The organism is Klebsiella sp. PK18 (assembly GCF_057784655.1).
Genome location: NZ_CM173493.1, coordinates 1,032,452 through 1,057,362, shown reverse-complemented (window position 1 = coordinate 1,057,362; position 24,911 = coordinate 1,032,452). Strand labels below are relative to the sequence as shown.

Annotated in this window: 26 protein-coding genes and 2 pseudogenes; 13 read left to right on the top strand and 15 right to left on the bottom strand. The window is 59.7% G+C overall.

Translation table 11 applies throughout. The annotated features are described in order from the left end of the window. Positions 1 to 14: 14 nt before the first annotated feature. Positions 15 to 1,724: a thiamine pyrophosphate-requiring protein gene (locus AC3EMD_RS05235; RefSeq protein WP_023323184.1), complete on the top strand. Its 1,710-nt coding sequence runs from the start codon at positions 15 to 17 to the stop codon at positions 1,722 to 1,724. A gap of 39 nt (positions 1,725 to 1,763) precedes the next feature. On the opposite strand, the gene AC3EMD_RS05230 is transcribed toward AC3EMD_RS05235, so the two are convergent. After that, positions 1,764 to 2,057 (bottom strand): Rdx family protein, encoded by a 294-nt coding sequence (locus AC3EMD_RS05230; protein ID WP_023323185.1) that lies wholly within the window; start codon positions 2,055 to 2,057, stop codon positions 1,764 to 1,766. A gap of 215 nt (positions 2,058 to 2,272) precedes the next feature. On the opposite strand from AC3EMD_RS05230, the gene AC3EMD_RS05225 reads away from it, so the two are divergent. From AC3EMD_RS05225 to mutS, 9 genes and pseudogenes are all read left to right on the top strand, one after another. Continuing rightward, positions 2,273 to 4,636 carry a TonB-dependent receptor domain-containing protein gene (locus tag AC3EMD_RS05225; protein WP_048268098.1) on the top strand — a complete coding sequence of 788 codons (2,364 nt, stop codon included), beginning with the start codon at positions 2,273 to 2,275 and terminating at the stop codon, positions 4,634 to 4,636. A gap of 71 nt (positions 4,637 to 4,707) precedes the next feature. After that, positions 4,708 to 5,739: a hemin-degrading factor gene (locus tag AC3EMD_RS05220; RefSeq protein WP_012540747.1), complete on the top strand. Its 1,032-nt coding sequence runs from the start codon at positions 4,708 to 4,710 to the stop codon at positions 5,737 to 5,739. Next, complete coding sequence (locus AC3EMD_RS05215; protein WP_012540746.1) at positions 5,736 to 6,554, top strand: heme/hemin ABC transporter substrate-binding protein; 819 nt, start codon at positions 5,736 to 5,738, stop codon at positions 6,552 to 6,554. Before AC3EMD_RS05220 ends, AC3EMD_RS05215 begins: the two co-directional genes overlap by 4 nt. After that, positions 6,554 to 7,549, top strand: coding sequence for a FecCD family ABC transporter permease (locus AC3EMD_RS05210; protein ID WP_012967344.1), 996 nt, complete (start codon positions 6,554 to 6,556; stop codon positions 7,547 to 7,549). Before AC3EMD_RS05215 ends, AC3EMD_RS05210 begins: the two co-directional genes overlap by 1 nt. Then, entirely contained in the window at positions 7,542 to 8,321 is a 780-nt protein-coding gene (locus tag AC3EMD_RS05205; RefSeq protein ID WP_023298138.1) for a heme ABC transporter ATP-binding protein, read from the top strand. The genes AC3EMD_RS05210 and AC3EMD_RS05205 overlap by 8 nt, the downstream gene beginning before the upstream one ends. A gap of 278 nt (positions 8,322 to 8,599) precedes the next feature. After that, positions 8,600 to 8,668, top strand: a pseudogene (locus AC3EMD_RS05200) (type VI secretion system tube protein Hcp); the annotation flags it as partial. After that, a pseudogene (locus tag AC3EMD_RS05195) lies at positions 8,668 to 8,801 on the top strand (STM2901 family protein); the annotation flags it as partial. The pseudogenes AC3EMD_RS05200 and AC3EMD_RS05195, both read left to right, overlap by 1 nt. Further along, entirely contained in the window at positions 8,786 to 9,133 is a 348-nt protein-coding gene (locus AC3EMD_RS05190; protein WP_008806210.1) for a DUF1493 family protein, read from the top strand. The pseudogene AC3EMD_RS05195 and the gene AC3EMD_RS05190, both read left to right, overlap by 16 nt. 268 nt (positions 9,134 to 9,401) lie before the next feature. Next, positions 9,402 to 11,963 (top strand): DNA mismatch repair protein MutS, encoded by a 2,562-nt coding sequence (gene mutS / locus AC3EMD_RS05185; protein ID WP_012967342.1) that lies wholly within the window; start codon positions 9,402 to 9,404, stop codon positions 11,961 to 11,963. 118 nt (positions 11,964 to 12,081) lie between these two features. On the opposite strand, the gene AC3EMD_RS05180 is transcribed toward mutS, so the two are convergent. The 4 genes from AC3EMD_RS05180 to AC3EMD_RS05165 all read right to left on the bottom strand — a co-directional run bounded on the left by AC3EMD_RS05180 (position 12,082) and on the right by AC3EMD_RS05165 (position 14,840). After that, entirely contained in the window at positions 12,082 to 12,234 is a 153-nt protein-coding gene (locus tag AC3EMD_RS05180; RefSeq protein ID WP_002915097.1) for a Hok/Gef family protein, read from the bottom strand. 338 nt (positions 12,235 to 12,572) lie between these two features. Next, a complete protein-coding gene (locus AC3EMD_RS05175) occupies positions 12,573 to 12,809 on the bottom strand; it encodes a non-oxidative hydroxyarylic acid decarboxylases subunit D (protein ID WP_002915098.1) in 237 nt (78 codons plus the stop codon). Positions 12,810 to 12,819: 10 nt separating this feature from the next. Then, the gene (locus tag AC3EMD_RS05170) at positions 12,820 to 14,247 is read right to left on the bottom strand and encodes a non-oxidative hydroxyarylic acid decarboxylases subunit C (RefSeq protein WP_004205612.1); all 1,428 of its coding nucleotides are present in this window, start codon (positions 14,245 to 14,247) and stop codon (positions 12,820 to 12,822) included. Continuing rightward, the gene (locus tag AC3EMD_RS05165) at positions 14,247 to 14,840 is read right to left on the bottom strand and encodes a non-oxidative hydroxyarylic acid decarboxylases subunit B (RefSeq protein ID WP_002915099.1); all 594 of its coding nucleotides are present in this window, start codon (positions 14,838 to 14,840) and stop codon (positions 14,247 to 14,249) included. The genes AC3EMD_RS05170 and AC3EMD_RS05165 overlap by 1 nt, the downstream gene beginning before the upstream one ends. A gap of 174 nt (positions 14,841 to 15,014) precedes the next feature. On the opposite strand from AC3EMD_RS05165, the gene AC3EMD_RS05160 reads away from it, so the two are divergent. Next, positions 15,015 to 15,422, top strand: coding sequence for a MarR family winged helix-turn-helix transcriptional regulator (locus tag AC3EMD_RS05160; protein WP_008806213.1), 408 nt, complete (start codon positions 15,015 to 15,017; stop codon positions 15,420 to 15,422). 8 nt (positions 15,423 to 15,430) lie between these two features. Here AC3EMD_RS05160 and AC3EMD_RS05155 read toward each other — a convergent pair whose 3' ends face one another. After that, positions 15,431 to 16,318 carry a LysR family transcriptional regulator gene (locus AC3EMD_RS05155; protein ID WP_248179349.1) on the bottom strand — a complete coding sequence of 296 codons (888 nt, stop codon included), beginning with the start codon at positions 16,316 to 16,318 and terminating at the stop codon, positions 15,431 to 15,433. Positions 16,319 to 16,426: 108 nt separating this feature from the next. Between AC3EMD_RS05155 and AC3EMD_RS05150 the strand changes: the two genes are divergently transcribed. Together AC3EMD_RS05150 and AC3EMD_RS05145 are read left to right on the top strand one after the other, a co-directional pair. Continuing rightward, positions 16,427 to 17,629, top strand: coding sequence for an MFS transporter (locus AC3EMD_RS05150; RefSeq protein WP_022066410.1), 1,203 nt, complete (start codon positions 16,427 to 16,429; stop codon positions 17,627 to 17,629). Further along, positions 17,626 to 18,003: a DUF4440 domain-containing protein gene (locus tag AC3EMD_RS05145; RefSeq protein ID WP_008806216.1), complete on the top strand. Its 378-nt coding sequence runs from the start codon at positions 17,626 to 17,628 to the stop codon at positions 18,001 to 18,003. Before AC3EMD_RS05150 ends, AC3EMD_RS05145 begins: the two co-directional genes overlap by 4 nt. A 52-nt stretch (positions 18,004 to 18,055) precedes the next feature. Here the strand turns inward: AC3EMD_RS05145 and rpoS are convergent, their stop codons facing one another. The 9 genes from rpoS to AC3EMD_RS05100 all read right to left on the bottom strand — a co-directional run bounded on the left by rpoS (position 18,056) and on the right by AC3EMD_RS05100 (position 24,870). Continuing rightward, a complete protein-coding gene (rpoS, locus tag AC3EMD_RS05140) occupies positions 18,056 to 19,048 on the bottom strand; it encodes an RNA polymerase sigma factor RpoS (RefSeq protein WP_002915106.1) in 993 nt (330 codons plus the stop codon). A gap of 158 nt (positions 19,049 to 19,206) precedes the next feature. Continuing rightward, entirely contained in the window at positions 19,207 to 20,343 is a 1,137-nt protein-coding gene (nlpD, locus tag AC3EMD_RS05135) for a murein hydrolase activator NlpD (RefSeq protein ID WP_032733713.1), read from the bottom strand. A 125-nt stretch (positions 20,344 to 20,468) separates the two neighbouring features. Continuing rightward, positions 20,469 to 21,095, bottom strand: a complete 627-nt coding sequence (locus AC3EMD_RS05130; RefSeq protein ID WP_008806219.1) for a protein-L-isoaspartate(D-aspartate) O-methyltransferase — start codon at positions 21,093 to 21,095, stop codon at positions 20,469 to 20,471. Further along, on the bottom strand, positions 21,089 to 21,850 hold the full coding sequence (gene surE / locus AC3EMD_RS05125; protein ID WP_016161720.1) for a 5'/3'-nucleotidase SurE: 762 nt from the start codon (positions 21,848 to 21,850) through the stop codon (positions 21,089 to 21,091). Before surE ends, AC3EMD_RS05130 begins: the two co-directional genes overlap by 7 nt. After that, on the bottom strand, positions 21,831 to 22,880 hold the full coding sequence (gene truD / locus AC3EMD_RS05120; RefSeq protein WP_012540736.1) for a tRNA pseudouridine(13) synthase TruD: 1,050 nt from the start codon (positions 22,878 to 22,880) through the stop codon (positions 21,831 to 21,833). The genes surE and truD overlap by 20 nt, the downstream gene beginning before the upstream one ends. After that, on the bottom strand, positions 22,877 to 23,356 hold the full coding sequence (gene ispF / locus AC3EMD_RS05115; protein WP_008806222.1) for a 2-C-methyl-D-erythritol 2,4-cyclodiphosphate synthase: 480 nt from the start codon (positions 23,354 to 23,356) through the stop codon (positions 22,877 to 22,879). Before ispF ends, truD begins: the two co-directional genes overlap by 4 nt. Then, positions 23,356 to 24,066 carry a 2-C-methyl-D-erythritol 4-phosphate cytidylyltransferase gene (ispD, locus tag AC3EMD_RS05110; protein WP_008806223.1) on the bottom strand — a complete coding sequence of 237 codons (711 nt, stop codon included), beginning with the start codon at positions 24,064 to 24,066 and terminating at the stop codon, positions 23,356 to 23,358. Before ispD ends, ispF begins: the two co-directional genes overlap by 1 nt. A gap of 19 nt (positions 24,067 to 24,085) precedes the next feature. Then, on the bottom strand, positions 24,086 to 24,403 hold the full coding sequence (ftsB, locus tag AC3EMD_RS05105) for a cell division protein FtsB (protein WP_002915156.1): 318 nt from the start codon (positions 24,401 to 24,403) through the stop codon (positions 24,086 to 24,088). Between the two features lie 140 nt (positions 24,404 to 24,543). Beyond that, positions 24,544 to 24,870 carry a DUF3561 family protein gene (locus tag AC3EMD_RS05100; RefSeq protein WP_008806224.1) on the bottom strand — a complete coding sequence of 109 codons (327 nt, stop codon included), beginning with the start codon at positions 24,868 to 24,870 and terminating at the stop codon, positions 24,544 to 24,546. Between the last annotated feature and the right edge of the window lie 41 nt (positions 24,871 to 24,911).

Sequence of the window (24,911 nt, the reverse complement as noted above, 5' to 3'; positions counted from 1 at the left end):
AATACGGAGAGAATATGGCCTCTATCACATTATCGGCTGCTGAACTGTTACTGCATCGGCTACAGGCGCTGGACGTGGCATATATTTTTATTAACTCGGGCACCGATTATCCGCCGGTTGTTGAAGCCTGGGCAAAGGCCCGGGCGACCGGGCAAAAGGTACCCGAGCTGGTGATCTGCCCGCATGAAAACGCCGCCATCGGCATGGCGCACGGCTACTACCTCGGCACTGGCAAGGTGCAGGCGGTAATGGTTCACACCAACGTCGGGTTAGCCAACGCCGCCTGCGGTGTCATCAATCTGGCGAACAGCAATATCCCGGTGCTGATTTTTGGCGGTCGCACGCCGATTAGCGAACATTCCCACTTCGGCTGCCGCAATACGCCGATTGGCTACGGCCAGGAGATGCGCGACCAGGCGGCGCTGATCCGTGAATCCGTGAAGTGGGATTTTGAACTGCGGCTGGCCGATCAGATCGGCGAGCATGTTGACCGGGCCTGGGCGATTGCCAGCTCCCTGCCGAAAGGGCCGGTCTACCTGAGCTTACCGCGCGAGCCATTGTGCGAGACCTTTGCCATTGATGAGGCCGCGCTGCAGGCCGGTCCTTCGCAGCAGCCGGTCCGCTATGCGCCAGTCCGGGAAGATATCGCCCGGGCCGCCGAGGCAATCGCCTGCGCCAGGCATCCCGTCATCTTCGCCCAGCGCGGCGCCCGAACGGCGGGTGGCTTTGCGCGACTTAATAGCCTGGTGCGCGAATGGGCGATCCCATTGGTGGAATACTGGGGTACCGAGGTGACCCTGAGCGCCGATAACCCACTGCTCGCCGGGGCTGATCCCAGCGCCTGGCTCGCCGACGCCGATGTGATTCTGGTGGTCGACTCGCAGGCGCCATGGATGCTCGCCGAGGGCGACTGTCGCCAGGACTGCACCGTGATCCAGATGGGCCCCGATCCGCTCTTCTCCCGCTACCCGGTACGTGGCTATCGCGCGGACATCAACCTGGCGGGCGAGACCGATGAAGTCTTCAGCCTGCTGGAAGAGGCGCTGCGCCCGCTGCAGGCCGCCCGCCAGCAACATGTGGCGGAGCGGGCGGCATATACGCAAAACCGCATCCAGCAACAGAAAAACCAGCGCGACGCGCTTCTCCATGCCAGCCAGACGGGGGCCATTACCAAACCCTGGCTCAGCTACTGCCTCGGCCATCTGGCGAATCAACACCGTGGCCGGATCGTTTCTGAACTGACCACGCTGCCGCAGTTTGCCGGACTGATCCATGCCGAGAGCTATTACCAGGAAGCGCTGGCCGGCGGCCTGGGCGAAGCCCTGCCTATCGCGCTGGGGCTGCAGCTTGCGCGCCGGGAAGAGCTGATTATTGCCGCCGTCGGCGACGGGTCGTACCTGTTCGCCAACCCTGCGGTCTGCCACCATATTGCGGAGGTAATGAAGCTCCCTGTCCTCGTCGTGGTCGGAAATAACGGCGGATGGGGCGCCGTCGCGGGCGGCACCAAAGCGCTCTACCCGGACGGCTACGCCGCCCGCGCGGAGACCATTCCGGCCACCGCCTTTACCACCTCGCCGGATTTCGCCGCGATCGCCGCCTCCAGCCGCGCGGCGGCCCTGTCGGTTTCCCGGGCCGAGGATCTCCCCGGCGTGCTGGAAGAAGCGGTCACCCTCATACGCACCCGCCGACAAAGCGTGCTGGTTGACGTGCAGTTAGCCCGCTAACGGCTTCTCCTCCGGGCGCTTGTCGCCCGGAGGGGGTTGTCACCCCTTCTGCTCACCTTTATCCACATGGCCCAGCGGCTTCTCCGGGAAACAGACATCGCGCACCCGGCGTTTCAGCTCGGCCGCATCCGGAAAACCGCCATCCTGCTTGCGCTCCCAGATCTGCTGACCGCCGACATCGATCGTGAAGATCCCGCCGGTCCCCGGCACCAGCGTCACCGAGGCGATGTCGGTGCTGAAGGTATGTAACAGCTCCTGCGCCATCCAGCTGGCGCGCAGCATCCAGTTGCACTGGGAACAGTAGGTGATGGTGATGGCCGCTTTTGAGTTCATCGTCGTCTCGCTAAGTCTGAAAGGGCAAATTGTAAACAAAGTGCAGTTTAAATGAAGAACACATGATTATTTTGTTGCAAACGATAATACCTATCATTACCATTCGCAATCAACAAATGGAGTAAGACCCCATCCGCAACGGAAAAGACGGAGCAACCTGCAACTCTGGAAGTAACGCGTGAGCCGATACTAATAACGATCAAGGCGTGGCGACTATGTACAAATCGACTCCGTCAGCAGCATGGTGTAAAAAACGCCTGCTGGTGACCTCTTTGCTTGCAGCAATTTATCAGACTTCTGCCATCGCAGCAGACACTTCCGCCGTTAGCGGCGAGGCGGTGGATGACACCTCGGAACAAATGACCGTCACCGCCCCCGCACCGGTGCAGAAAGCCGGTAGTGAGCACAGCATCAGCGCCCAGGAGCTGGAGGATAAAGGCGCTAACGATTTTGGCTCTATCATGCGCTATGAGCCGCTCATCAGCGCCACCGGGGCCAGCGGCGGCTCCGGCAACGGCAAAAGCGGCTTCGACCGCGGAGGCTACACCGGCTACAACATCCGCGGCATGGAGAGCAACCGCGTCGGCATCGACGTGGACGGTATCGCCCAACCCAACGCCACCGGCCGCGGCTACGTCGGCCGCGCTGGCCTCAACACCTTCGGCATCGGCCGCGATTATATCGACCCGTATATGTATGGCAGTGTGGATATTCAGTCCGGCGCCACCTCGACGGAAACGGCCAACAGCGCTATCGGGGGAAATGTCTCCTTCCGCCCGAAATCGGCGGATGATTACCTGCGCCCGGGCAAGACCAGCGCCTTCGGCTACCGCAGCGGTTACGACTCTGCGGATCGCAGCTGGCACAACGGGGTGACCGTCGCCGGCGGCGATGAGTTCCTGCGCGGAATTTTGGTCTACAGCCGCCGTGACGGTCAGGAAACCGAAAACAACAGCGGCACCGTCGACGCCTACCCGGCGAACTGGCACTCCGATGCGTTTCTGGCCTCCGGGATCTGGCAACCTAACGATGAACACAAACTGACCAGCACCTTCGACTATTACCATAAAACCAACCACACCCACTACGATACCTGGGACTCCAGCGGCAACAGCACCATCGGCACCGCCAACCAGACCAGCCAGACCCGGCGCTGGGGCCTGAGCCTGAAGGATGACTGGACGCCGATGAACGACTACCTCGACAGCGTCTCCACGAAAATCTACTACCAGCATACCGAAGCCCATGACTGGACCTATATGCCGGACAGCGTCACCCGCAGAATGCAGACGGTGAACTCCAACTACGATACCGACACCTGGGGCCTGCAGACCGCGCTGGCGAAAACCCTGGGCCGCCACGATCTGAGCGCCGGCTTCAACGCCAGCACCAGCAAAACCCAGCGGCCGTTCAGCCAGTCGCCGATCCCCAGCGTTTACAGCGAGATCATGCAGCCGGAGGCAGACAGCCGCAGCTACACCCTCGGCGGCTTTGTCCAGGATAAGATCAACTTCGACCTTGATAGCCACAACTTCGCCATTATTCCCGGCGTGCGCGTGGTGCATCAATCGACTAAGCCGGAAAATCTGTCCGACCTTGCCGCCAACAGCAGCGTACTGACCGAGTCGTCGGTGGCGAATCTGTACGGCAAAAACAGCGATACCCAGGTTCTGCCGTCGTTGACCTTCCAGTACGACCTCACCCCGCGCCTGATGACCTACCTGCAGTACCAGCGCGGCGCGCAGTTCCCCAACGCCAGCCAGCTGTATGGCTCCTGGAACCTTGGCTCCAGCTACGCCGGCAGCCAGCAGTATGCCCTGATCGGCAATACCGATCTGAAGACGGAAACCAGCGATAATCTCGAGTGGGGGCTGAAGGGGGAAGTCACCGAAGGCATCACCGTGCGCACGGCGCTGTTCTACAACAGCTATAAGAACTTTATCGCCTATACGCGCTATACCCGCGCCAATAATCCGGGCCAGTTCACGAATGTGCCGTCGAACATCTACACCATTTATCAGGCGGAAAACCGCGATAAAGCCTATATCTACGGCGGTGAGATCAGTACCAAATTTAACTTTGGCACCTGGTTTGAGCAGGTGAACGGCCTGAGCACCACCCTCGCCCTCGGCTATAGCGAAGGGAAATCGAAATCCAGCTACAGCGGCGATAAATACGTCGACCTCGACAGCGTGGCGCCGATGAAAGCCATCGTCGGCGTGGCGTGGGATGATCCGGCGAAACGCTACGGCACCGCCCTGACGGCGACCTTTGTCAAAGGGAAACAGGCGACCGCCACCAACCGCGAAAGCTACAGCAACAGCGGGTCCGCCATTACCGATGCCAGCAGCGACTATATGCGCGTGCCGGGCTACGGCATGCTGGACTGGACCGCGTACTGGCAGGTGGCGAAAAACGTGCGCCTCAATGGCGGGGTCTACAACCTCACCGATCGTAAATACTGGGATTACCTGAGCAGCCGCAATATCGAGACCGGCACCAACCAGGACGCCAACGATAAAGCGCTGGCGGTGATGCCGGGCCGCACCTGGCAGCTGGGCGTCAACGTCGACTTCTGATTGCCCGAATAATAACGCACCTGCCCCCGGCCCGCCGGCCGGGGATATTCATCGTCGAGAAGGATATGATTATGCCAAATGCACACCCTGACCTGTGGCAGCGCTACCAGGCCACCAAAGCGGCCAGTACCGCGAAATATGCCCGCGATATCGCCGCGGAAATGGGGATCAGCGAAGCCGAGCTGACCGCCGCCCGCCTCGGCCATGATGCCGTGCGCCTGAGCGATGACGCCCGGACGCTGATTGCCGCCCTGGAGCGCGTCGGCGAAACCAAATGCATCTGCCGCAACGAGTATGCCGTGCATGAACAGGTGGGCCAGTTCACGCACCAGCACCTCAGCGGCCACGCCGGGCTGGTACTGAACCCGCGCGCGCTCGACCTGCGTCTGTTCCTCAGCCAGTGGGCCAGCGCCTTCCATCTGAACGATAATGGCCGCCAGAGCATCCAGTTTTTCGACCACCACGGCGACGCCCTGCTGAAAGTCTATGCGACCACGCAGACCGACATGGCGGCCTGGGACACCCTGATCGCGGAACATCGGGTGGCGGCGCCGGCACCGCTGGCCCTGCGCCCGCTGGAGCCGGTGAAATATGCCGATACCGCCGACGGCGCCGCCCTGGAGAACGACTGGCGCGCGATGACCGACGTTCACCAGTTCTTCGGTCTGCTGCGTAAATATCAGCTTTCCCGCCAGCAGGCTTTCCGTCTGGTGAGCGACGACCTCGCCTGCCGCGTGGATCGCCATGCGCTGCCGTCGCTGCTGGAGACGGTGCGCCAGGAAGGTAATGAAATTATGATTTTCGTCGGCAATCGCGGCTGCGTGCAGATCTTCACCGGCGCCCTGGAAAAGCTGGCCCCCATGCGCGGCTGGCTGAATATCTTCAATACCACTTTTACCCTGCATCTGCGCGAAGAGAGCCTCGATGAAGTGTGGGTGACCCGTAAACCGACCTCAGATGGACACGTCACCAGCGTCGAACTGTTCGCCAAAGATGGCACCCAGATTGCCCAGCTCTATGGCCAGCGCAGCGAAGGCCACCCCGAGCAGGCACAATGGCGCCAGCAGGTAGATCGTCTGACCCGTGAAGGACTGCCCGCATGATGCGCTGGTTACTGCTCTTCATCGCTTTCCCGCTGCTGAGCCACGCTGCCGTTGAGCGACTCGTCACCCTCGGCGGAGATGTCACTGAGATCGTCTATGCCCTTGACGCGGAACAGAGTCTGGTGGCGCGGGATAGCACCAGCAGCTGGCCCCCGGCGGCGCAAAAGCTGCCGGACGTCGGCTACCTGCGACAGCTGAACGCCGAGGGGATCCTCGCGTTACGCCCGCAGCTGGTATTAGCGAGCGCCCAGGCGCAGCCCTCGCTGGTCTTACACAAAGTACAGGCGAGCGGGGTGAAGGTGGTTAACGTGCCGGGCGGCGAAAGTCTGTCCGCGATCGATAACAAAGTGGCTGTCATTGCCGAAGCGTTAGGCAAAACGGCGGCAGGCGACGCGCTGCGCCAGCAGCTTCAGCAACAGATCGCCGCCATTCCCACGCAGCCGGTTGCTAAGCGGGTGCTGTTTATTCTCAGCCACGGCGGAATGAATACCCTGGTGGCCGGACAGCACACCGCGGCCGATGGCGCCATTCGCGCCGCCGGGCTGCAGAACGCGATGCAGGGCTTCGACCACTATCGCGCCATGTCGCAGGAAGGGGTCGCCGCCAGCCAGGCGGATCTGGTGGTGATCTCCGCCGATGGTCTCAAAGGGATGGGCGGCGAAGCCGGGCTGTGGAAACTGCCCGGTCTGGCACAGACCCCGGCGGGGCGTCATAAACAGCTGCTGACGATCGACGATATGGCCCTGCTCGGCTTCGGGCCGCGCACACCGCAGGCGATAATCGCGCTGCGAAACAAAGCGGAGCAGTTGCCCTGATGCGCCCTGCCCTCGCCCCCCGTTTGCTGTTGATGACGCTGCTGCTGGTCTCCCTGACGCTGTTTGCCACCACCCTCGGCGCTATGCGCTTGCCGCTGGTCAACCTGCTGCCTTCCGGGGATGAGATGCTGCGCCACATCTGGCTGAGTATCCGTCTGCCGCGGGTGCTGCTGGCCCTGCTGGTGGGCGCGGCGCTGGCCCTCTCCGGTTGCGTGATGCAGGGGCTGTTTCGCAACCCGCTTGCCGACCCGGGCCTGCTGGGCATCAGCAGCGGCGCCGCGCTGGCGGTGGCCAGCTGGCTGGTGCTTCCGTTCTCCGCTACGGGGCTGATCGCCCTGTACATGCCGATGCTGGCGGCGTTTATTGGCAGCCTGGCGGTGATGGTGGTGATTTTCATCCTCAGCCGGGCGGAGGAGGGTTCGCTGTCGCGCCTGCTGCTGGTGGGGATCGCCATCAACGCGCTGTGCGGCGCGCTGGTCGGCGTCCTGTCCTGGCTGAGCAATGACGCCCAGCTGCGCCAGCTATCGCTGTGGGGAATGGGCAGTCTGGGCCAGGCCGAATGGCCGACGCTGCTGGTGGCCGCGACCTTGATTATCCCGGCGGCGCTGGCGGTGTGGTGGATGGCGTCCCGCCTCAATCTGCTGCAGCTTGGCGATGAAGAGGCACACTATCTCGGGGTCAACGTGCAGGCGCTACAGCGCTGGCTGCTGCTGTGCAGCGCGGTGCTGGTGGCCGCCGCGGTGGCCATCAGCGGAGTCATCGGCTTTATCGGCCTGGTGGTGCCGCACCTGATGCGCCTGTGGCTGGGACCGGACCATCGCGGACTGATCCCCGGCTCGCTGCTGGCCGGCGCAATCCTGCTTCTGCTGGCCGACACCCTGGCCCGCACCGTGGCGGCGCCGGCGGAGATGCCGGTCGGTCTGCTCACCAGCCTGCTGGGCGCCCCCTGGTTTCTGTGGCTGGTCTTTCGTCGGGAGAACTCCAGACATGGTTAATGAATATTGCGCCCAGGGGCTGTCACTTCACCTTGGTAAACGACAGGTTATCGACAACGTCTCCGTCGCGCTGCGCGGCGGCGAGATGACGGCGCTTATCGGGCCGAACGGCGCCGGGAAATCCACTCTGCTGCGGCTGTTGACCGGCTATCTGACTCCGGACAGCGGCACCCGCCGCCTTGCAGGCAAGCCGCTGGAGGCCTGGTCCCCCGAGGCGCTGTCGCGCCGTCGGGCGGTCATGCTGCAGCGAACGGCCCTGCAGGCCGACTGGACGGTGGAAACGGTCATTGCCATGGGCCGCGCACCGTGGGGCGCGACGGCAGATCCGGCGGTGCTGGCGGCGGTGATGGCCGTCACCGGCTGCGATGGCCTTGCCGGTCGCCGCTATCCCGGCCTCTCCGGCGGCGAGCAGCAGCGGGTGCAGCTGGCCCGCTGTCTGGCGCAGCTGTGGCGCGACGGCGCGCCGCAGGGCTGGCTGTTTCTCGATGAGCCCACCTCGGCGCTGGATCTTTACTATCAGCAGCACCTGCTGCGTTTGCTCAAACGGCTCACCGCCGGCGGGCAACTGCATGTCTGCGTGGTGCTGCATGACCTTAACCTCGCCGCCCTGTGGGCCGACCGCATTCTGCTGCTCCACCAGGGCCATCTGGTCGCCCAGGGCACGCCGCAGGAGGTGATCCAGCAGCCGGTTATCCATCGCTGGTACGGGGCGGATGTCCGCCTCGTCCAGCACCCGGACAACGCGGCCCCCCAGGTTTATCTGGCGCCATAATCCCCGCGCGGCGCAACTGGAATCCGGATCGCGCCGCGCTTACGCTTTCTGGCAATAATTGCCTGCATTATATTATTGAGGGTCATTTATATTTAAAATCTATACCAATGGCGTAATAACCCAATGAAATATTTACGACAGCTATTTTTAAATATAAACCATCATTACAGAGAAGATATTTCCCGTATTAATCCAAAAACGACACATTGATTATTTACTGCGCTTAATCAACTCGATACACTGTTTTCTCACTAATGATAATAGAGGGAAGAAGAAGCATGGCTATTCCAGGTAATATGTGGATATACGACGACGGTGGGGCACTAATCAAAGGTGGTTGTGATGTGTTATCGCCCGTTATGTTCCGTGGTTAGGTTGGATAGGACTTGTAAACTCAATTTATCAAGCCTCAAGGAAAACTCACGAAAATACAAAACAATAGCTCGCCACAAAGACCGTATACAATGGACATCCTTTTAATGAAAAGCATTCAAGATCAGGTTTTAGACTTGTTTAAAGATGAGATCTCAACCCGTTTAGATAAAAATTGGAAAGAAATCCCATTGGAACTTGATTATGACTTATTTGATGCTCCCGGCGACGATCTGCATGACGCTTTAAATAAATTTGAACAAAAATTTAATGTTGATCTTTCCAGTGTTAAATGGTCGTGTTATTTCCCTTGGGAGAATACTCCAATGCTAACTCGGTGGTTTAAAGTAAAACGAGAAGATGTAGAAAAAACGCGTAAACCTTTAACCATCAAAATGTTTGCCGAATCAGCAAAAGCAGGTAAATGGCTTTACGACTAGCAACCACAAGCCGTTGTCGTAACGAGGTCTGCGGCCAGAAGGCAGAACAACATCGACGGCGAACGTAATGTATGAAGACGATCGCGTGGCGGCGGTTCAATCACTGTGACGGTACCCCGCCCCCTCTGCAACTGGAATCCGGATCGCGCCGCGCGCTTTCGTCGGTTTCCCTCACCTGCCCATCTCCGTTATCATGTCTCATCCATGTGATAACGACGACAACTACAAAATCGCAGCCATTTCAAATCAGGGATCTGGATAACACCCCATGAGCACAATTGACAATCTCGACGCCCACACGCCGATGATGCAGCAGTATCTCAAGCTGAAGGCGCAACATCCTGACATTCTACTGTTTTACCGGATGGGGGATTTTTACGAGCTATTTTATGACGATGCGAAACGCGCGTCGCAGCTGCTCGATATCTCGCTGACCAAGCGCGGCGCCTCCGCGGGCGAACCCATCCCGATGGCCGGCATCCCCCACCACGCGGTGGAGAACTACCTCGCCAAACTGGTCAATCAGGGCGAGTCGGTGGCCATTTGCGAGCAGATTGGCGATCCGGCCACCACCAAGGGACCGGTCGAGCGTAAAGTGGTGCGTATCGTTACGCCGGGCACCATCAGCGATGAAGCGCTGCTGCAGGAGCGCCAGGACAACCTGCTGGCCGCCATCTGGCAGGACAGCAAGGGCTTTGGTTACGCGACGCTGGATATCAGCTCCGGGCGCTTTCGCCTGAGTGAACCGGCCGACCGCGAAACCATGGCGGCAGAGCTGCAGCGTACTAATCCGGCGGAACTGCTGTATGCGGAAGATTTTGCCGAATCGTCGCTGATCGAGGGCCGCCGCGGTCTGCGCCGTCGCCCGCTGTGGGAATTTGAAATCGACACCGCGCGCCAGCAGCTTAACCTGCAGTTCGGCACCCGCGATCTGGTCGGCTTCGGCGTGGAAAACGCCCCACGCGGCCTGTGCGCCGCCGGCTGCCTGCTGCAGTATGTCAAAGACACTCAGCGCACCTCGCTGCCGCACATCCGTTCCATCACCATGGAACGCCAGCAGGACAGCATCATTATGGATGCCGCCACCCGCCGTAACCTCGAGATCACCCAGAATCTGGCCGGCGGCACCGACAACACCCTGGCCTCGGTACTCGACTGTACGGTGACGCCGATGGGCAGCCGGATGCTCAAGCGCTGGCTGCATATGCCGGTCCGCGATACCGCCGTGCTGGTGGAGCGCCAGCAGACCATCGGCGCGCTGCAGGAGCGCTATACCGAGCTGCAGCCGGTGCTGCGCCAGGTCGGCGATCTGGAACGTATTCTGGCGCGTCTGGCGCTGCGTACCGCCCGTCCACGCGATTTAGCCCGCATGCGTCATGCCCTGCAGCAGTTGCCGCTGCTGCGTGAGCTGTTGGCCGACGTTGACCGTCAGCCGGTGCAAAAATTGCGCGAGAAAATGGGCGAGTTCACCGAACTGCGCGAACTGCTGGAGCGCGCGGTGATTGACGCGCCGCCGGTGCTGGTCCGCGACGGCGGAGTCATCGCTCCGGGCTATAGCGAAGAGCTGGACGAGTGGCGGGCGCTGGCCGATGGCGCCACCGATTATCTCGATAAGCTGGAGATCCGCGAGCGCGAGCGGCTGGGCCTCGATACCCTGAAAGTCGGCTACAACGCCGTCCACGGCTACTACATCCAGATTAGCCGCGGCCAGAGCCACCTCGCGCCGATCCACTACGTGCGCCGCCAGACGCTGAAGAACGCCGAACGCTACATTATTCCTGAGCTGAAGGAATACGAAGATAAGGTGCTGACCTCCAAGGGCAAAGCGCTGGCACTGGAAAAACAGCTTTATGACGAACTGTTCGACCTGCTGCTGCCGCATCTCGCCGACCTGCAAACCAGCGCCAGCGCGCTGGCCGAGCTGGACGTGCTGGTCAACCTGGCGGAGCGTGCGGAAACCCTGAACTACTGCTGTCCGACCTTTAGCGATAAGCCGGGCATTCGCATCAGCGAAGGCCGCCATCCGGTGGTCGAGCAGGTGCTGAAAGAGCCGTTTATCGCCAACCCGCTGCAGCTGGCGCCGCAGCGGCGGATGCTGATCATCACCGGGCCGAACATGGGCGGTAAAAGTACCTATATGCGCCAGACCGCGCTGATTGCGCTGCTGGCCTATATCGGCAGCTACGTCCCGGCGCAGAAGGTGGAGATCGGGCCCATCGATCGCATCTTTACCCGCGTCGGCGCGGCGGATGACCTGGCCAGCGGCCGCTCGACCTTTATGGTGGAGATGACTGAAACCGCCAATATTCTGCACAACGCCACCGAGCATAGCCTGGTGCTGATGGATGAGATTGGCCGCGGCACGTCCACCTACGACGGGCTATCGCTGGCGTGGGCCTGTGCGGAAAATCTGGCCAACAAAATCAAGGCGCTGACGCTGTTCGCCACCCACTACTTCGAGCTCACTCAGCTGCCGGAGAAAATGGAAGGCGTCGCCAACGTCCACCTCGACGCGCTGGAGCACGGCGATACCATCGCCTTTATGCACAGCGTGCAGGATGGCGCGGCCAGCAAGAGCTATGGCCTGGCGGTCGCCGCGCTGGCCGGGGTGCCGAAAGAGGTGATCAAGCGCGCGCGGCAGAAACTGCGCGAGCTGGAGAGCATCTCGCCCAACGCGGCGGCGACCCAGGTCGACGGCACGCAGATGTCGCTGCTCGCCGCCCCGGAAGAGACCTCGCCTGCGGTTGAGGCACTGGAGAATCTTGATCCCGACTCCCTGACCCCGCGTCAGGCGCTGGAGTGGATCTACCGTCTGAAAAGCCTGGTTTAGCCACCCATTAAGGTGAAAAACGGCAGCGCCGCTCAGCGCTGCCGTTTTAACAAACTAAAAATGGGTGCTAGAGGATGCGTCCTGACAACCCATACGCGGGGTTGCCCCCGCGCGGATGCTACTTCTTCGATTCGTAAGCGAGAACAGCTTTAAACTCAATATTACGCTCTTTAATACTCAGCTCGCATAGTGAGCTGTGCACCAACAGCGTAAATCCCAGTACCGTAATACAGAGTACGATGATTGCCACAAGGGCATATTTTGTCAGCATATCTTGCCTCCCTGCAAAGAAGAGACTAACATCTGAATTGTCTATGTTCATTCGCTAGCCTCAGTTGATAGAAATATCTCCTGGGGCTTTCGTCTGTCTGGGGTCCTGGTAATGCTCAAGGCCAGACAGCCTCAAGCACCCGCCGCTATTCTATACTCGTCATGGCGTGAAATTTATCTGCAAGGAATTAATCAGACGGATTTTATAATAATCTGGAAGCAGGCTCGCAAAGTCATCCCAGTATATTAACCCCTCACGTAATCTTTTAATTTAATGAAAAAATAGCTTCCATAATTGTACTAAATATAAAAAAGGCCCGACTTAGCGGGCCCCTTTTATTAACGCTTATCTTCCGGCAATAGCGGCGGTACGTGTGGCACCTGCGGTGCCTCATCAATATCTTTCTGCGTCATGCGGAACGCTTCCGGATAGTGTTCGCGACTGGTGCGACGCAGCGGCTCGGTATCTCGCCAGGTGTAAAGACAGTGCTGGCACTGATACACGGTCCAGACCCCTTTCACCGGCGAGGTCGCCATGACTTCAATCTTTTCATCGGCGCAACGTGGACAAATCATCTTCTTCTCCTTATTTACGGTTGGCCAGCATAGCGGTCAGTTTTTCAGCCCAGGCTTTGGTTTCCGGCAGATCCTGCACCGGCTGGCTGTAGTGGCCGCGAAGGTCCGGCGCAACCGGGGTGGTGGCGTCGATAATCAGTTTGTCGGTGATGCCTGCCGGGCTGGAGCCTGGGTCAAGTTCAAGGACCGACATGTTCGGCAACTGCACCAGGTCTCCCGCCGGGTTAACCTTCGAGGAGAGCGCCCACATCACCTGCGGCAGGTTGAACGGGTCGACGTCTTCATCAACCATGATCACCATCTTCACATAGCCGAGGCCGTGCGGAGTGGTCATCGCCCGCAGGCCCACCGCGCGGGCAAAACCGCCGTAGCGTTTTTTGGTGGAGATGATCGCCAGCAGACCATGGGTGTACATGGCGTTGACCGCCTGCACTTCCGGGAACTCTGCCTTCAACTGCTGATACAGCGGCACGCAGGTCGCCGGCCCCATCAGATAGTCAATTTCGGTCCACGGCATACCGAGATAGAGCGATTCAAAAATCGGTTTGCTGCGATACGAGACTTTGTCGATACGCACTACCGTCATGTTACGACCGCCGGAGTAGTGACCGGTAAACTCACCGAACGGCCCCTCGATCTCACGCTTACGCCCTTCAATGACCCCTTCGAGGATCACTTCCGAGCCCCAGGGCACATCAAAGCCGGTCAGCGGCGCGGTGGCGATGGGATACGGGCTCTCGCGCAGCGCGCCAGCCATTTCATATTCTGACTGATCGTATTTCAGCGGCGTGGCGCCCATCAGGGTAATAATCGGGTCGTTACCGAGGGTGATAGCAATCGGCAGATCTTCCCCACGCTCTTCCGCTTTGTGCAGATGCAGCGCGATATCGTGCATCGGCACCGGCTGCAGACCGAGTTTGCGCTTGCCTTTCACTTCCATGCGGTAGATACCGACGTTTTGCTTACCGAAATTGTCAGGATCAAGCGGATCGCGCGAAACGACACAGGCTTTATCGAGGTAGAAACCGCCGTCACCATCGTTGAGGCGGAACAGTGGCAGAATATCGAACAGGTTGATATCGTCGCCATCCACGGTGTTTTCCGCCCACGCCGGGTTGGCGCGGCGCTCTGGCGTCACCGGGAAGTTATCCCAGCGGCGAATGAATTCATCAATCTGCTTTTTCACCGGCGTGTTGGGCGGCAGGCCCAGCGAGATGGCATGGTTCTGCCACGAGCCGATGGTGTTCATCGTCACGCGGGCGTCGGTAAAGCCGCGAATATTATCGAACCACAGCGCCGGGGCGCCGTCGCCGATGCGTCCGGTGGCATTGGCGGCCGCCGCCAGATCGGGCTCAGCGTTCACCTCTTCACTGATTTTCAGCAGTTGTCCCTGGTCATCCAGCGCCTGCAAAAAGCTGCGCAAATCATCAAAAGCCATTATTCGATCTCCTGTGCAAATTGTTCTGCCGTGCGCAAGCCGTTCCAGCGGCGCGCTTTGTGATAGTCGAGGCCAAACTGATCCAGCACCCGGGTGACGATATGATTGGTGATATCGTCAACCGTCTCCGGGTGGTTGTAGTAAGCCGGCATGGGCGGCACCATCGCCACGCCCATGCGCGACAGCGCCAGCATGTTCTCCAGATGGATCGTGCTGAGCGGCATTTCCCGCGGGACCAGCACCAGCTTGCGCCCCTCTTTGAGCACCACGTCCGCCGCGCGGCCCACCAGCCCTTCGGCATAACCCGCGCGAATGCCTGCCAGCGTTTTCATACTGCAGGGAATAACGATCATGCCGTCGGTACGAAATGAACCGGAAGAGATGGTGGCGGCCTGGTCTGCCGGGCTGTGGGAAAAGTCCGCCAGCGCGGCCACTTCGCGCGCTGTCCAGGGCGTTTCCAGCTCGATGGTGGTTTTGGCCCATTTCGACATCACCAGGTGGGTTTCCACCTCCGGCATATCACGTAGCGCCTGCAGCAATGCCACCCCAAGCGGAGCCCCGGTGGCCCCCGTCATCCCAATAATCAGTTTCATTCCAGACCTCATTCACTTTGTTCGTACACGAACTTTATATTTAAATTACCCTCTCCGGACGGGGATGACAAGATCGTTCGTATACGTGCGCATTTTTAATCAAAAACGCAGAAAGGGTATAAAATGGCGTACGAACGGCTATCATAGAGGTGACAGTTTTGTTACGGAGTATTCATGGAGTTACGAAACGAAGCATTTCACCTGCTGCGCCAGCTTTTTCAACAACATACCGCCCGCTGGCAGCAGGCGTTACCGGACCTGACTAAACCTCAGTATGCGGTGATGCGCTCGGTAGCGGAGCAGCCGGGTATTGAGCAGGTCGTGCTGATTGAAGCGGCGGTCAGTACCAAGGCCACGCTGGCGGAGATGCTCAGCCGGATGGAGGCGCGCGGCCTGGTGCGCCGGGAACACGATCCCGCCGATAAACGCCGCCGTTTTGTCTATCTGACCGAACAAGGCGAGGCGTTGCTTAACCGTTCGATTCCGCAGGGCAATGAGATCGATGACGAGTTTCTCGGCCGCCTGAGCGATGGCGAACGTGAACAGTTCACCCGGCTGGTGCGCAAAATGATGGCGCCCTGAACGGGCGCTTAACCGACCTTCTCGCGCAGGAAGTCAATAAACGCCCGCACCCGGATCGGCATATGCTGCGCATCGGGATAAAGGGCATACACGCCCTGCTGTGGGAAATGGTATTCCGACAGAAGCGGCACCAGCTCCCGCTGCGCCACTTTTTCGGCTACCAGCCATGCCGGCAGCAAGGCGATGCCGCACCCGGCCAGGGCAAAGCTCATCAGCGCCGTAGCGCTGTCGGCTGAAAAGCGCGGCGCGCTGGCGATGGCGAAATCCACCTCTGTCTGTTGATCCGTGCGCAGCTGCCAGCGCAGCGGCGCCGACAGACGCTCATGAATAATCCAGTCAGCTTGCGCCAGATCGGACAGCGTCTGCACCGGATGGCTTGCCAGCCAGGCCGGAGAGGCGACGGGCAGGATCGCGAAACTGGCTATCCGCGTCGCCCGATAGCGGGAATCGGCCAGCGTACCGAGGCGTATCGCCACATCAAATCGTTCTGAAATGAGGTCCGCATGATGGGAGGACGAAACGTGGCGCACCCGCAGCGCCGGGTGACGACGGGCAAACGCGGCCAGCGCCGGAATGATAACCTGCGCGCCATACTCAGGCGTGGTGGTGATCCGCAGCTCGCCACTTAAGCCGGTATGGCTGGCCCGCACCTCATCCTGCAGATTTTCCGCCGCTTTCAGCAGCGCAACCCCGCGCTGATAGAACAGCGTCCCGGCGTCGGTGAGGCGCAGACGACGCGTTGAGCGCAGCAGCAGGGTCACCCCCAGCTCATTTTCCAGTTGCCGCACGTTAAAGCTGACCACCGCCTTGGTCTGCCCCAGCGCCGCAGCGGCTAGGGTGAAGCTGCCGGCATCCACCACGGCGATAAACATGGTCACACGCTGAAGATTAAGCATTGTCGTCCGGATGATTGTCAAAAATATTCAGACAGTATATCCCGACTAGCCCCGTTTATCCCCCATGGCACCGGGTTTACAGTAACCGCCTGTCTGAGGGAGTGAACCATGACCTATCGCCACCGCGTTGCCACCGTTTTTCTGTTCGGCTTTTTTCTCGATTTAATCAATATGTTTATCGCCAGCATCGCCTTCCCGGCCATCAGCCGCGCGCTGACGGTTTCCGTCTCTCAGCTGGCGTGGGTCAGCAATGCTTATATTCTCGGTCTGACGGTCGTTGTGCCGTTCAGCGCCTGGCTTAGTCAGCGCTGGGGGGCGAAACGGCTGTTTTTACTTTCGCTGGGGCTGTTCAGCCTCGGCGCGCTGGCGGCAGGGCTTGCCAGCAGTCTCGGCGAGCTGATTTTCTGGCGGACGCTGCAGGGGATGGGCGGCGGGCTGTTAATCCCCCTTGGCCAGGCATTGACGTGGCCGCTGTTTCAGTCGCATGAGCGGGCGAAACTCTCGGCGGCGGTGATGCTGGTCGGCCTGCTGGCGCCAGCCTGCTCGCCGGCGATCGGCGGCTTGTTAGTCGAGGCCTTCAGCTGGCGCTGGGTCTTTTTCGCCAGCCTGCCTGTGGCTCTGCTAACCTTTGTGCTGGCGGTGCGATGGCTGAACGACAGCCCCGGCCCGGTTCGCCCAACTCGCTTTCTTCCGCTGTCGTTGCTGGCCGATCCCCTGCTGCGCTTCGCGATGCTGATCTACCTCTGCGTACCGGGGATGTTTATTGGCGTCAACGTGGTCGGGATGTTCTACCTGCAACGCGTCACCGGGATGGCGCCGGGGGCCATCGGTGCCCTGATGGTGCCCTGGTCACTGGCCTCGTTCGCCGCCATCACTTTTACCGGCAGGTATTTCAACCGCTTCGGGCCCCGGCCGCTGGTCGTCATCGGCTGCCTGCTTCAGGCGGCGGGGATCCTGCTGCTGCTGAAGATCGATACGCACAGCCCGCTGGCGCTGTTGATTCTGGCCTTTACGCTGATGGGCGGCGGAGGCAGCTTATGCAGCAGTACTGCGCAAAGCAGCGCCTTCCTGCATACGCCTGCCGAAGAGATGCCTGACGCCAGCGCGCTGTGGAATCTGAACCGCCAGCTCAGCTTCTTTGCCGGCAGCGCGCTGCTCGCCCTGCTGCTGAGGGTGTTCCCGCCGGTCTACGCCTGGCAGGGGGTGTTTATTAGCGCCGCTGCCATCACCCTGTTGCCGCTGCTGTTTTGCCTGCGGCTGAACAATCGGGCGATTATCCATCGCCTGCACACCACTCTGGAGAAGTCATGAACCCTTATCTGCAGGAAGTCCTCGACGCCCATGTCCTTATTGAACGCTGGTTAAGCCAGGGGGAAGGAAGCGCTGAGGCGCTGATGACACGTTTTGCCGCCGAATTCATCATGATCCCTCCGGGCGGCGAGAAGATGGACTACCCGGCGGTGAGCCGTTTTTTCCACCATGCGGGGGCAACCCGTCCGGGATTACACATCGTGGTGGATCAGGCGAAAATCATTAGCGAGTGGCACGACGGCGCCGCAGTGCGATACCGTGAAAGCCAAACGCTGGCGGATGGCAGTGAGAACGTACGCTGGTCGACGGCGATTTTTCAGCAAGCGGAAGGAAAAATGATCTGGCGTCATCTGCAGGAAACCCGCCTCGGCTAGCGCAAAGAAAAAGGCCCCGACTGTCGAGGGGGCCTTTTTGAGAGAAAAGATCTTATTCGCGGAAGAGCGCTTCGATATTCAGCCCCTGCCCCTGCAGAATTTCCCGCAGGCGACGCAGACCTTCCACCTGGATCTGCCGCACACGCTCGCGGGTGAGGCCAATTTCACGGCCCACATCTTCCAGCGTGGCTGCTTCATAACCCAGCAGACCGAAACGACGCGCCAGAACTTCACGCTGCTTGGCGTTCAGCTCGAACAGCCATTTGACGATGCTTTGCTTCATATCATCGTCCTGCGTGGTGTCTTCCGGGCCGTTCTCTTTCTCATCGGCCAGAATATCCAGCAGCGCTTTTTCTGAATCGCCACCCAGCGGAGTATCCACGGAGGTGATGCGCTCGTTCAGACGCAGCATACGGCTGACGTCATCGACCGGTTTGTCCAGCTGTTCGGCAATCTCTTCCGCACTCGGCTCGTGGTCCAGCTTATGGGACAACTCGCGCGCGGTACGCAGATAGACGTTCAGCTCTTTAACAATGTGGATCGGCAAACGGATCGTACGGGTTTGGTTCATGATCGCCCGTTCAATAGTCTGGCGGATCCACCAGGTCGCATAGGTCGAAAAACGGAACCCACGTTCCGGGTCAAACTTTTCAACGGCGCGGATCAGACCGAGGTTACCTTCTTCAATCAGATCCAGCAGCGCCAGACCACGATTGCTGTAACGACGGGCAATCTTCACCACCAGACGCAGGTTGCTTTCAATCATGCGACGGCGTGAAGCGACATCACCACGCAGTGCGCGACGCGCGAAATAGACTTCCTCTTCCGCGGTCAGCAGTGGGGAATAACCAATCTCTCCAAGATAAAGCTGAGTGGCGTCAAGTACGCGTTGTGTTGCGCCTTGCGACAGCAGCTCTTCCTCAGCCAGATCGCTATCACTGGGTTCCTCTTCTACTAAGGCCTTCTCGTCGAAAACCTCAATTCCGTTCTCATCAAATTCCGCGTCTTCATTTAAATCATGAACTTTCAGCGTATTCTGACTCATAAAGGTGGCTCCTACCCGTGATCCCTGAGCAAAGCACCTTCCACGGCACATCAACAAACGACGCCTGGACGATTTCCCCTGCCCTCTCTGTGAGAGAGGACGTAGACACCGCCCTGGCGCCTGTTAGCTGATGCTTCGCTTATCCGTACTTTGCCAAATTATCGCTGCGGTAAGTACTGCAGCGGGTTGACGGATTTCCCCTTGTAACGAATTTCAAAATGTAATCTTGTTGAGCTGGTTCCGGTGCTACCCATGGTAGCGATTTTCTGCCCCGCTTTGACTTCCTGTTGCTCCCGAACCAGCATGGTATCGTTATGAGCGTAGGCACTCAGGTAATCATCGTTGTGTTTGATGATAATAAGATTACCGTAGCCGCGCAGTGCGTTACCGGCATAGACGACACGCCCATCGGCGGTCGCGACAATAGCCTGTCCCTTACTGCCTGCAATGTCGATACCTTTATTGCCGCCTTCCGCGCCGCTAAAGTTCTCGATAACCTTGCCATCAGTCGGCCAGCGCCATGATGAGATCGGCGAACTGGTTGACGTACTGCTTGCAGTCGGCTGGGTTGTGCTCACCGTTGTTGGTGCCGTCACCGGCGCGACAACCGTTGTGGTCGTGGTCGCTGGTTTATTATTAGGCAACATCTTGGTAGCACTCTGTTCACCTGAAGATTCAGAATACGTAATAGTCGGTTGTGAAGCAACCACCGCGGTCGATTTTTGTGCAGAAGTTGTGGTGGCTGTCGCACCGCCGCTCGCCCTTGCGCTGGCCTGAGAAACGGCGTTTTCACCGGTGATCGGCTGGCCTGAGGCGTTGCCGACCTGCAGCACCTGACCCACGTTCAGCGCGTACGGGGCCGGGACATTGTTGCGTTGCGCCAGGTCGCGGAAATCGTTGCCGGTGACCCACGCGATATAGAACAGCGTGTCGCCGCGTTTGACCGTATAGGTACTGCCGCCGGTGTAGCTACCTTTCGGAATATCGCCATATTTGCGGTTGTAAACGATCTTACCGTTCACCGTCTGCACCGGCTCCTGCGCCATCGGCGTCGGCTGCGGCTGAATGGTCTGGGTCTGTACCGGCTGGATCGGCTGCGCCTGAGGAGCAGACTTGACGCCGGAGGATGGCGGCGTAATCAGCATGCCGGAGCTGGTGCTGGAAGAGGCGGCACCGCCGGCAGAGCTAACCGGCGCTGGCGGATTATTGGTGTTGGTACACCCGGCCAGCCAGAGTGAAACCAGTGAAAGAGCCGCAATACGGCTGACGGTAAATTTGGTGCTTCCCGCGCTCATTTATCCCCCAGGAATATGTTAACTGCCAATATCTTGCTTACCGGGCGGCGCCCGGCCAGGACACTGAAAAATGCGTCCACCCTACGCCTAAAGTCAGGCAAAAAAAACCTGGAATAATCCGGGTCTCAGGCCAGCTCCCCCTTCACCAGGGGAACAAAGCGAACGGCCTCGACGGTATCAATGATAAATTCGTTGCCCCGGCGACGGATCCGTTTGAGAAACTGATGCTCTTCGCCAACCGGCAGCACCAGCACGCCTTCGTCATCCAGCTGCGCCAGCAGCGCGGTTGGAATCTCCGGCGGCGCCGCCGTCACAATAATGGCATCAAACGGCGCCCGTGCCTGCCAACCTTGCCACCCATCGCCATGACGGGTTGAAACATTATGTAAATCAAGTTGTTTCAGGCGACGACGCGCCTGCCACTGTAAACTCTTAATCCGCTCCACCGAGCAAACGTGATGCACCAGGTGCGCCAGGATGGCCGTCTGGTAGCCGGAACCAGTGCCGATCTCCAGCACGCGCGACTCCGGCGTCAGCGTCAGCAACTCGGTCATCCGCGCCACCATGTAAGGCTGGGAGATGGTCTGCCCCTGGCCAATCGGCAGCGCGGTGTTTTCCCACGCTTTATGTTCAAAGGCTTCATCAACAAATTTTTCGCGCGGGACCCGCGCGATCGCCTCGAGGACACGCTCATCGACGATGCCCTGCGTGCGCAGTTGATTCAACAAACTTTCAACACGTTTACTTACCATTGCCCGTCAACCCCGACACGTTCCAGCCAATCGCTGACTACCTCATGCGCCTGATGGGCGGTTAAATCGACGTGCAATGGCGTCACGGAAACATAGCCTTCATCCACTGCCGCAAAATCGGTGCCCGGCCCGGCATCGCGCTTATCGCCCGGCGGGCCAATCCAGTACAGGGTGTTGCCGCGCGGATCTTTTTGCGGGATCACCTGGTCGGCCGGATGGCGGTTGCCGCAGCGGGTCACGCGAATGCCCTGGATTTGATCAAGCGGGAGATCCGGCACGTTGATGTTAAGGATCCGTCCGGTACGCAGCGGCTCGCGGCTTAAGGCGCGCAGAATGGTGCAGGTTACCGCCGCGGCGGTATCGTAATGCTGATAGCCGTTCAGCGACACGGCCAGCGCGGGGAACCCCAGATGGCGACCTTCCATCGCTGCGGCCACGGTGCCGGAATAGATGACGTCATCGCCCAGGTTGGGACCCGCGTTAATGCCGGAAACGACGATGTCCGGACGCGGGCGCATCAGCGCGTTCACGCCGAGATAGACACAGTCGGTCGGGGTGCCCATCTGGACGGCGATGTCGCCATTTTCAAAGGTAAACGTACGCAGGGATGATTCCAGCGTCAGCGAATTCGAGGCTCCGCTGCGGTTACGATCGGGTGCAACAACCTGGACCTCGGCAAACTCCCTTAAGGCCTTTGCCAGGGTCTGTATCCCCGGCGCATGGATCCCGTCATCGTTACTCAGCAATATTCGCATAGTCACCCGTTGTATTGATAAGCTCCCTGACCACGCTGGTGGCGAAGCTGCCCGCCGGCAGCCAGAAACGCAGTTCAACGGTTACGTCATCCCACCAGTTCCAGCTAAGCTGCTGCGGATAGAGGAGCATCGCCCGGCGCGCCGCCTCAACTTTCTCCCGCACCAACAGCGCCTGCAGCGACGTTTCTTCGGCGATGGCGGCCTGCTCGGCGGCCAGAGCGTCGCGCTGGCTTCCCCAGTCGCCGCTGCCCGGCAGCGCAGCCGTGATCATCAGTTCGCGGTTGTGCACCCGCGCCTGCGAAACCTCGAGTTCTTCCGGTGTGACGACAAACCAGCTCCCACGCCCCGCTAATTGTAGCGCATCGCCATCAACAACCTGATTAAATTCCGTTTTTTTTAATCTAATACTGACTTGCTGATTAAACAACGCACTGCGGGCCGCCGACAACCAAAAACTGCGCTTATTGCGATCGCGCACCGGCGCGTCGCTTTCCGCCCAGCGCAACGCGCCCTGCAGATTACTGCCGCCAATGCCAAAGCGCTGCGCGCCGAAATAGTTCGGTACGCCCCGTTCAGCGATGGCCTGCAGACGCGTCTCCACGTCCTGGCGATGGCTAATCTCGCGCAGGATCACGGTAAACTGGTTGCCTTTCAGCGCGCCTAAACGCAGCTTACGCTTATGGCGGGCATATTCCAGTACCTGGCAGCCCTCGAGCTGAAATTTGCTCAGGTCCGGCATCTCTTTGCCGGGCACCCGCGCGCACAGCCACTGCTCGGTGACGGCGTGCTTATCCTTTTGCCCGGCGAAGCTCACTTCTCGGGCGTGGATCTTGAGGAATTTCGCCAGCGCGTCGGCGACAAAGCGCGTATTGCAGCCGTTTTTCAGGATCCGCACCAGCACATGTTCGCCTTCGCCGTCCGGCGCAAAGCCCAGATCCTCCACTACCAGAAAATCTTCCGGATTGGCTTTCAGCAGCCCGCTGCTCTGCGGCTTGCCGTGCAGCCAGGTCAGTTGGTCAAAGGCGATCATTTTTCGGCCTTACGCAGCAGCGCGACCGCTTCGCAGGCGATCCCTTCCCCGCGGCCGGTGAAGCCCAGCTTCTCGGTGGTGGTCGCTTTCACGTTGACGTCGTCCATATGGCAGCCGAGATCTTCCGCGATAAAGACGCGCATCTGCGGAATATGCGGCAGCATCTTCGGCGCCTGGGCGATAATGGTGACGTCGACGTTGCCGAGCGTATAGCCTTTGGCCTGAATACGACGCCACGCTTCACGCAGCAGTTCGCGGCTATCGGCGCCTTTAAACGCCGGATCGGTATCGGGGAACAGTTTGCCGATATCGCCGAGCGCCGCGGCGCCCAGCAGCGCGTCGGTCAGCGCATGCAGCGCGACGTCGCCGTCGGAGTGGGCCAGCAGCCCTTTTTCATAAGGAATGCGTACCCCGCCAATAATGATTGGGCCTTCACCGCCAAAAGCGTGTACGTCAAAACCATGTCCAATTCGCATTAAGCTTTCTCCTGGTGTCGGGAACGGGTGAGGTAAAATTCAGCCAGCGCCAGGTCTTCCGGGCGCGTCACTTTAATATTATCCGCGCGACCGGCGACCAGTTGCGGATGGAAGCCGCAGTACTCCAGCGCCGAGGCTTCATCAGTGATGGTCGCCCCCTCGTTCAGCGCCCGGGTGAGGCAATCCACCAGCAGCTCGCGAGGGAAAAATTGCGGGGTGAGCGCATGCCACAGGTCATTACGATCGACGGTATGGGCGATAGCGGTTTTGCCCGGCTCGGCGCGCTTCATGGTGTCGCGCACCGGCGCCGCGAGGATCCCCCCGACACGGCTGGTTTCGCTGAGCGCCAGCAGACGGCTGAGGTCGTCCTGATGCAGGCAGGGGCGCGCGGCGTCATGCACCAGCACCCACTGCGCCTCCGGCAACGCCTTCAGGCCCGCGAGCACGGAATCGGCGCGCTCGGCGCCGCCATCCACGACGGTAATTTGCGGGTGCTGCGCCAGCGGTAGCTGGCTGAAGCGCCGATCGCCGGGGCTGACGGCAATCACCACGCGCTGGACGCACGCATTCGCCAGCAGTGCGGCGACGGCATGTTCGAGAATCGTTTTGTTACCGATTGAGAGATATTGTTTCGGGCATTCCGTTTGCATGCGGCGGCCAAAACCGGCTGCCGGCACCACGGCGCAAACGCCCGGAAAAGTGGCTGCCATGTCGTAATCCTGGGCCTGGTTATCGATTGTTCTGCTGTTGCCCCGATGCCTGGTTGCGTTTAGACGCATCCGGTACCAGACGATAGAAGGTTTCGCCCGGGCGGGTCATACTGAGTTCATTGCGCGCGCGCTCCTCGATCGCTTCCTGCCCGCCGTTAAGGTCGTCAATTTCGGCAAATAGCTGATCGTTGCGTGCTTTTAATTTGGCGTTAGTCGCCTGCTGGGCGGTGACGTCGTCGTTAACCCGCGTGTAGTCGTGCAGGCCGTTTTTACCGAACCACAGTGAATACTGTAGCCAGACCAGCAAAGCTAATAATAGCAGCGTTAGTTTACCCATCCTGCCCCCTGAAAAACGGCATCATCATCCCAAAACTCGCCCGGGTACGCTACCGGGGCGCGCGGACGATGCCGCGTAACGCGGGGACTGTACCATATTTTTGCTGCCGATACCCATGCTTGATTCATCCCGGAAACGGGTTATCCCAACAGCCAGAGGAAGAGTAGCGCAAACATCAGCCCGACGGTCAGGATAGTCGCGCTGGCGCTATAGAGCAGTTTGCCATTGAGCAGAGAGTGCAGCGCAATACCGACCACTACCGCCACCGGCATCAACGCAAGGAAGAACGGCCAGGTGTAAAGGAGGAAGAAGAGCGTATTACTGCCATAGAGAAGGAAGGGAATACCCAGCGCCAGCAGCCATGAAATAAAGCCCACAGCAGCGCCCGACAGAGACCAGGTGGTCTCGTCGCCGATCGCCGGAGGCGGTTCTGAACGAATAATACTGAGGTTCTGGGTATTGCGCATATCGAATCCTGTAGACCGGGCAACCGGCACCCCTCGATGCC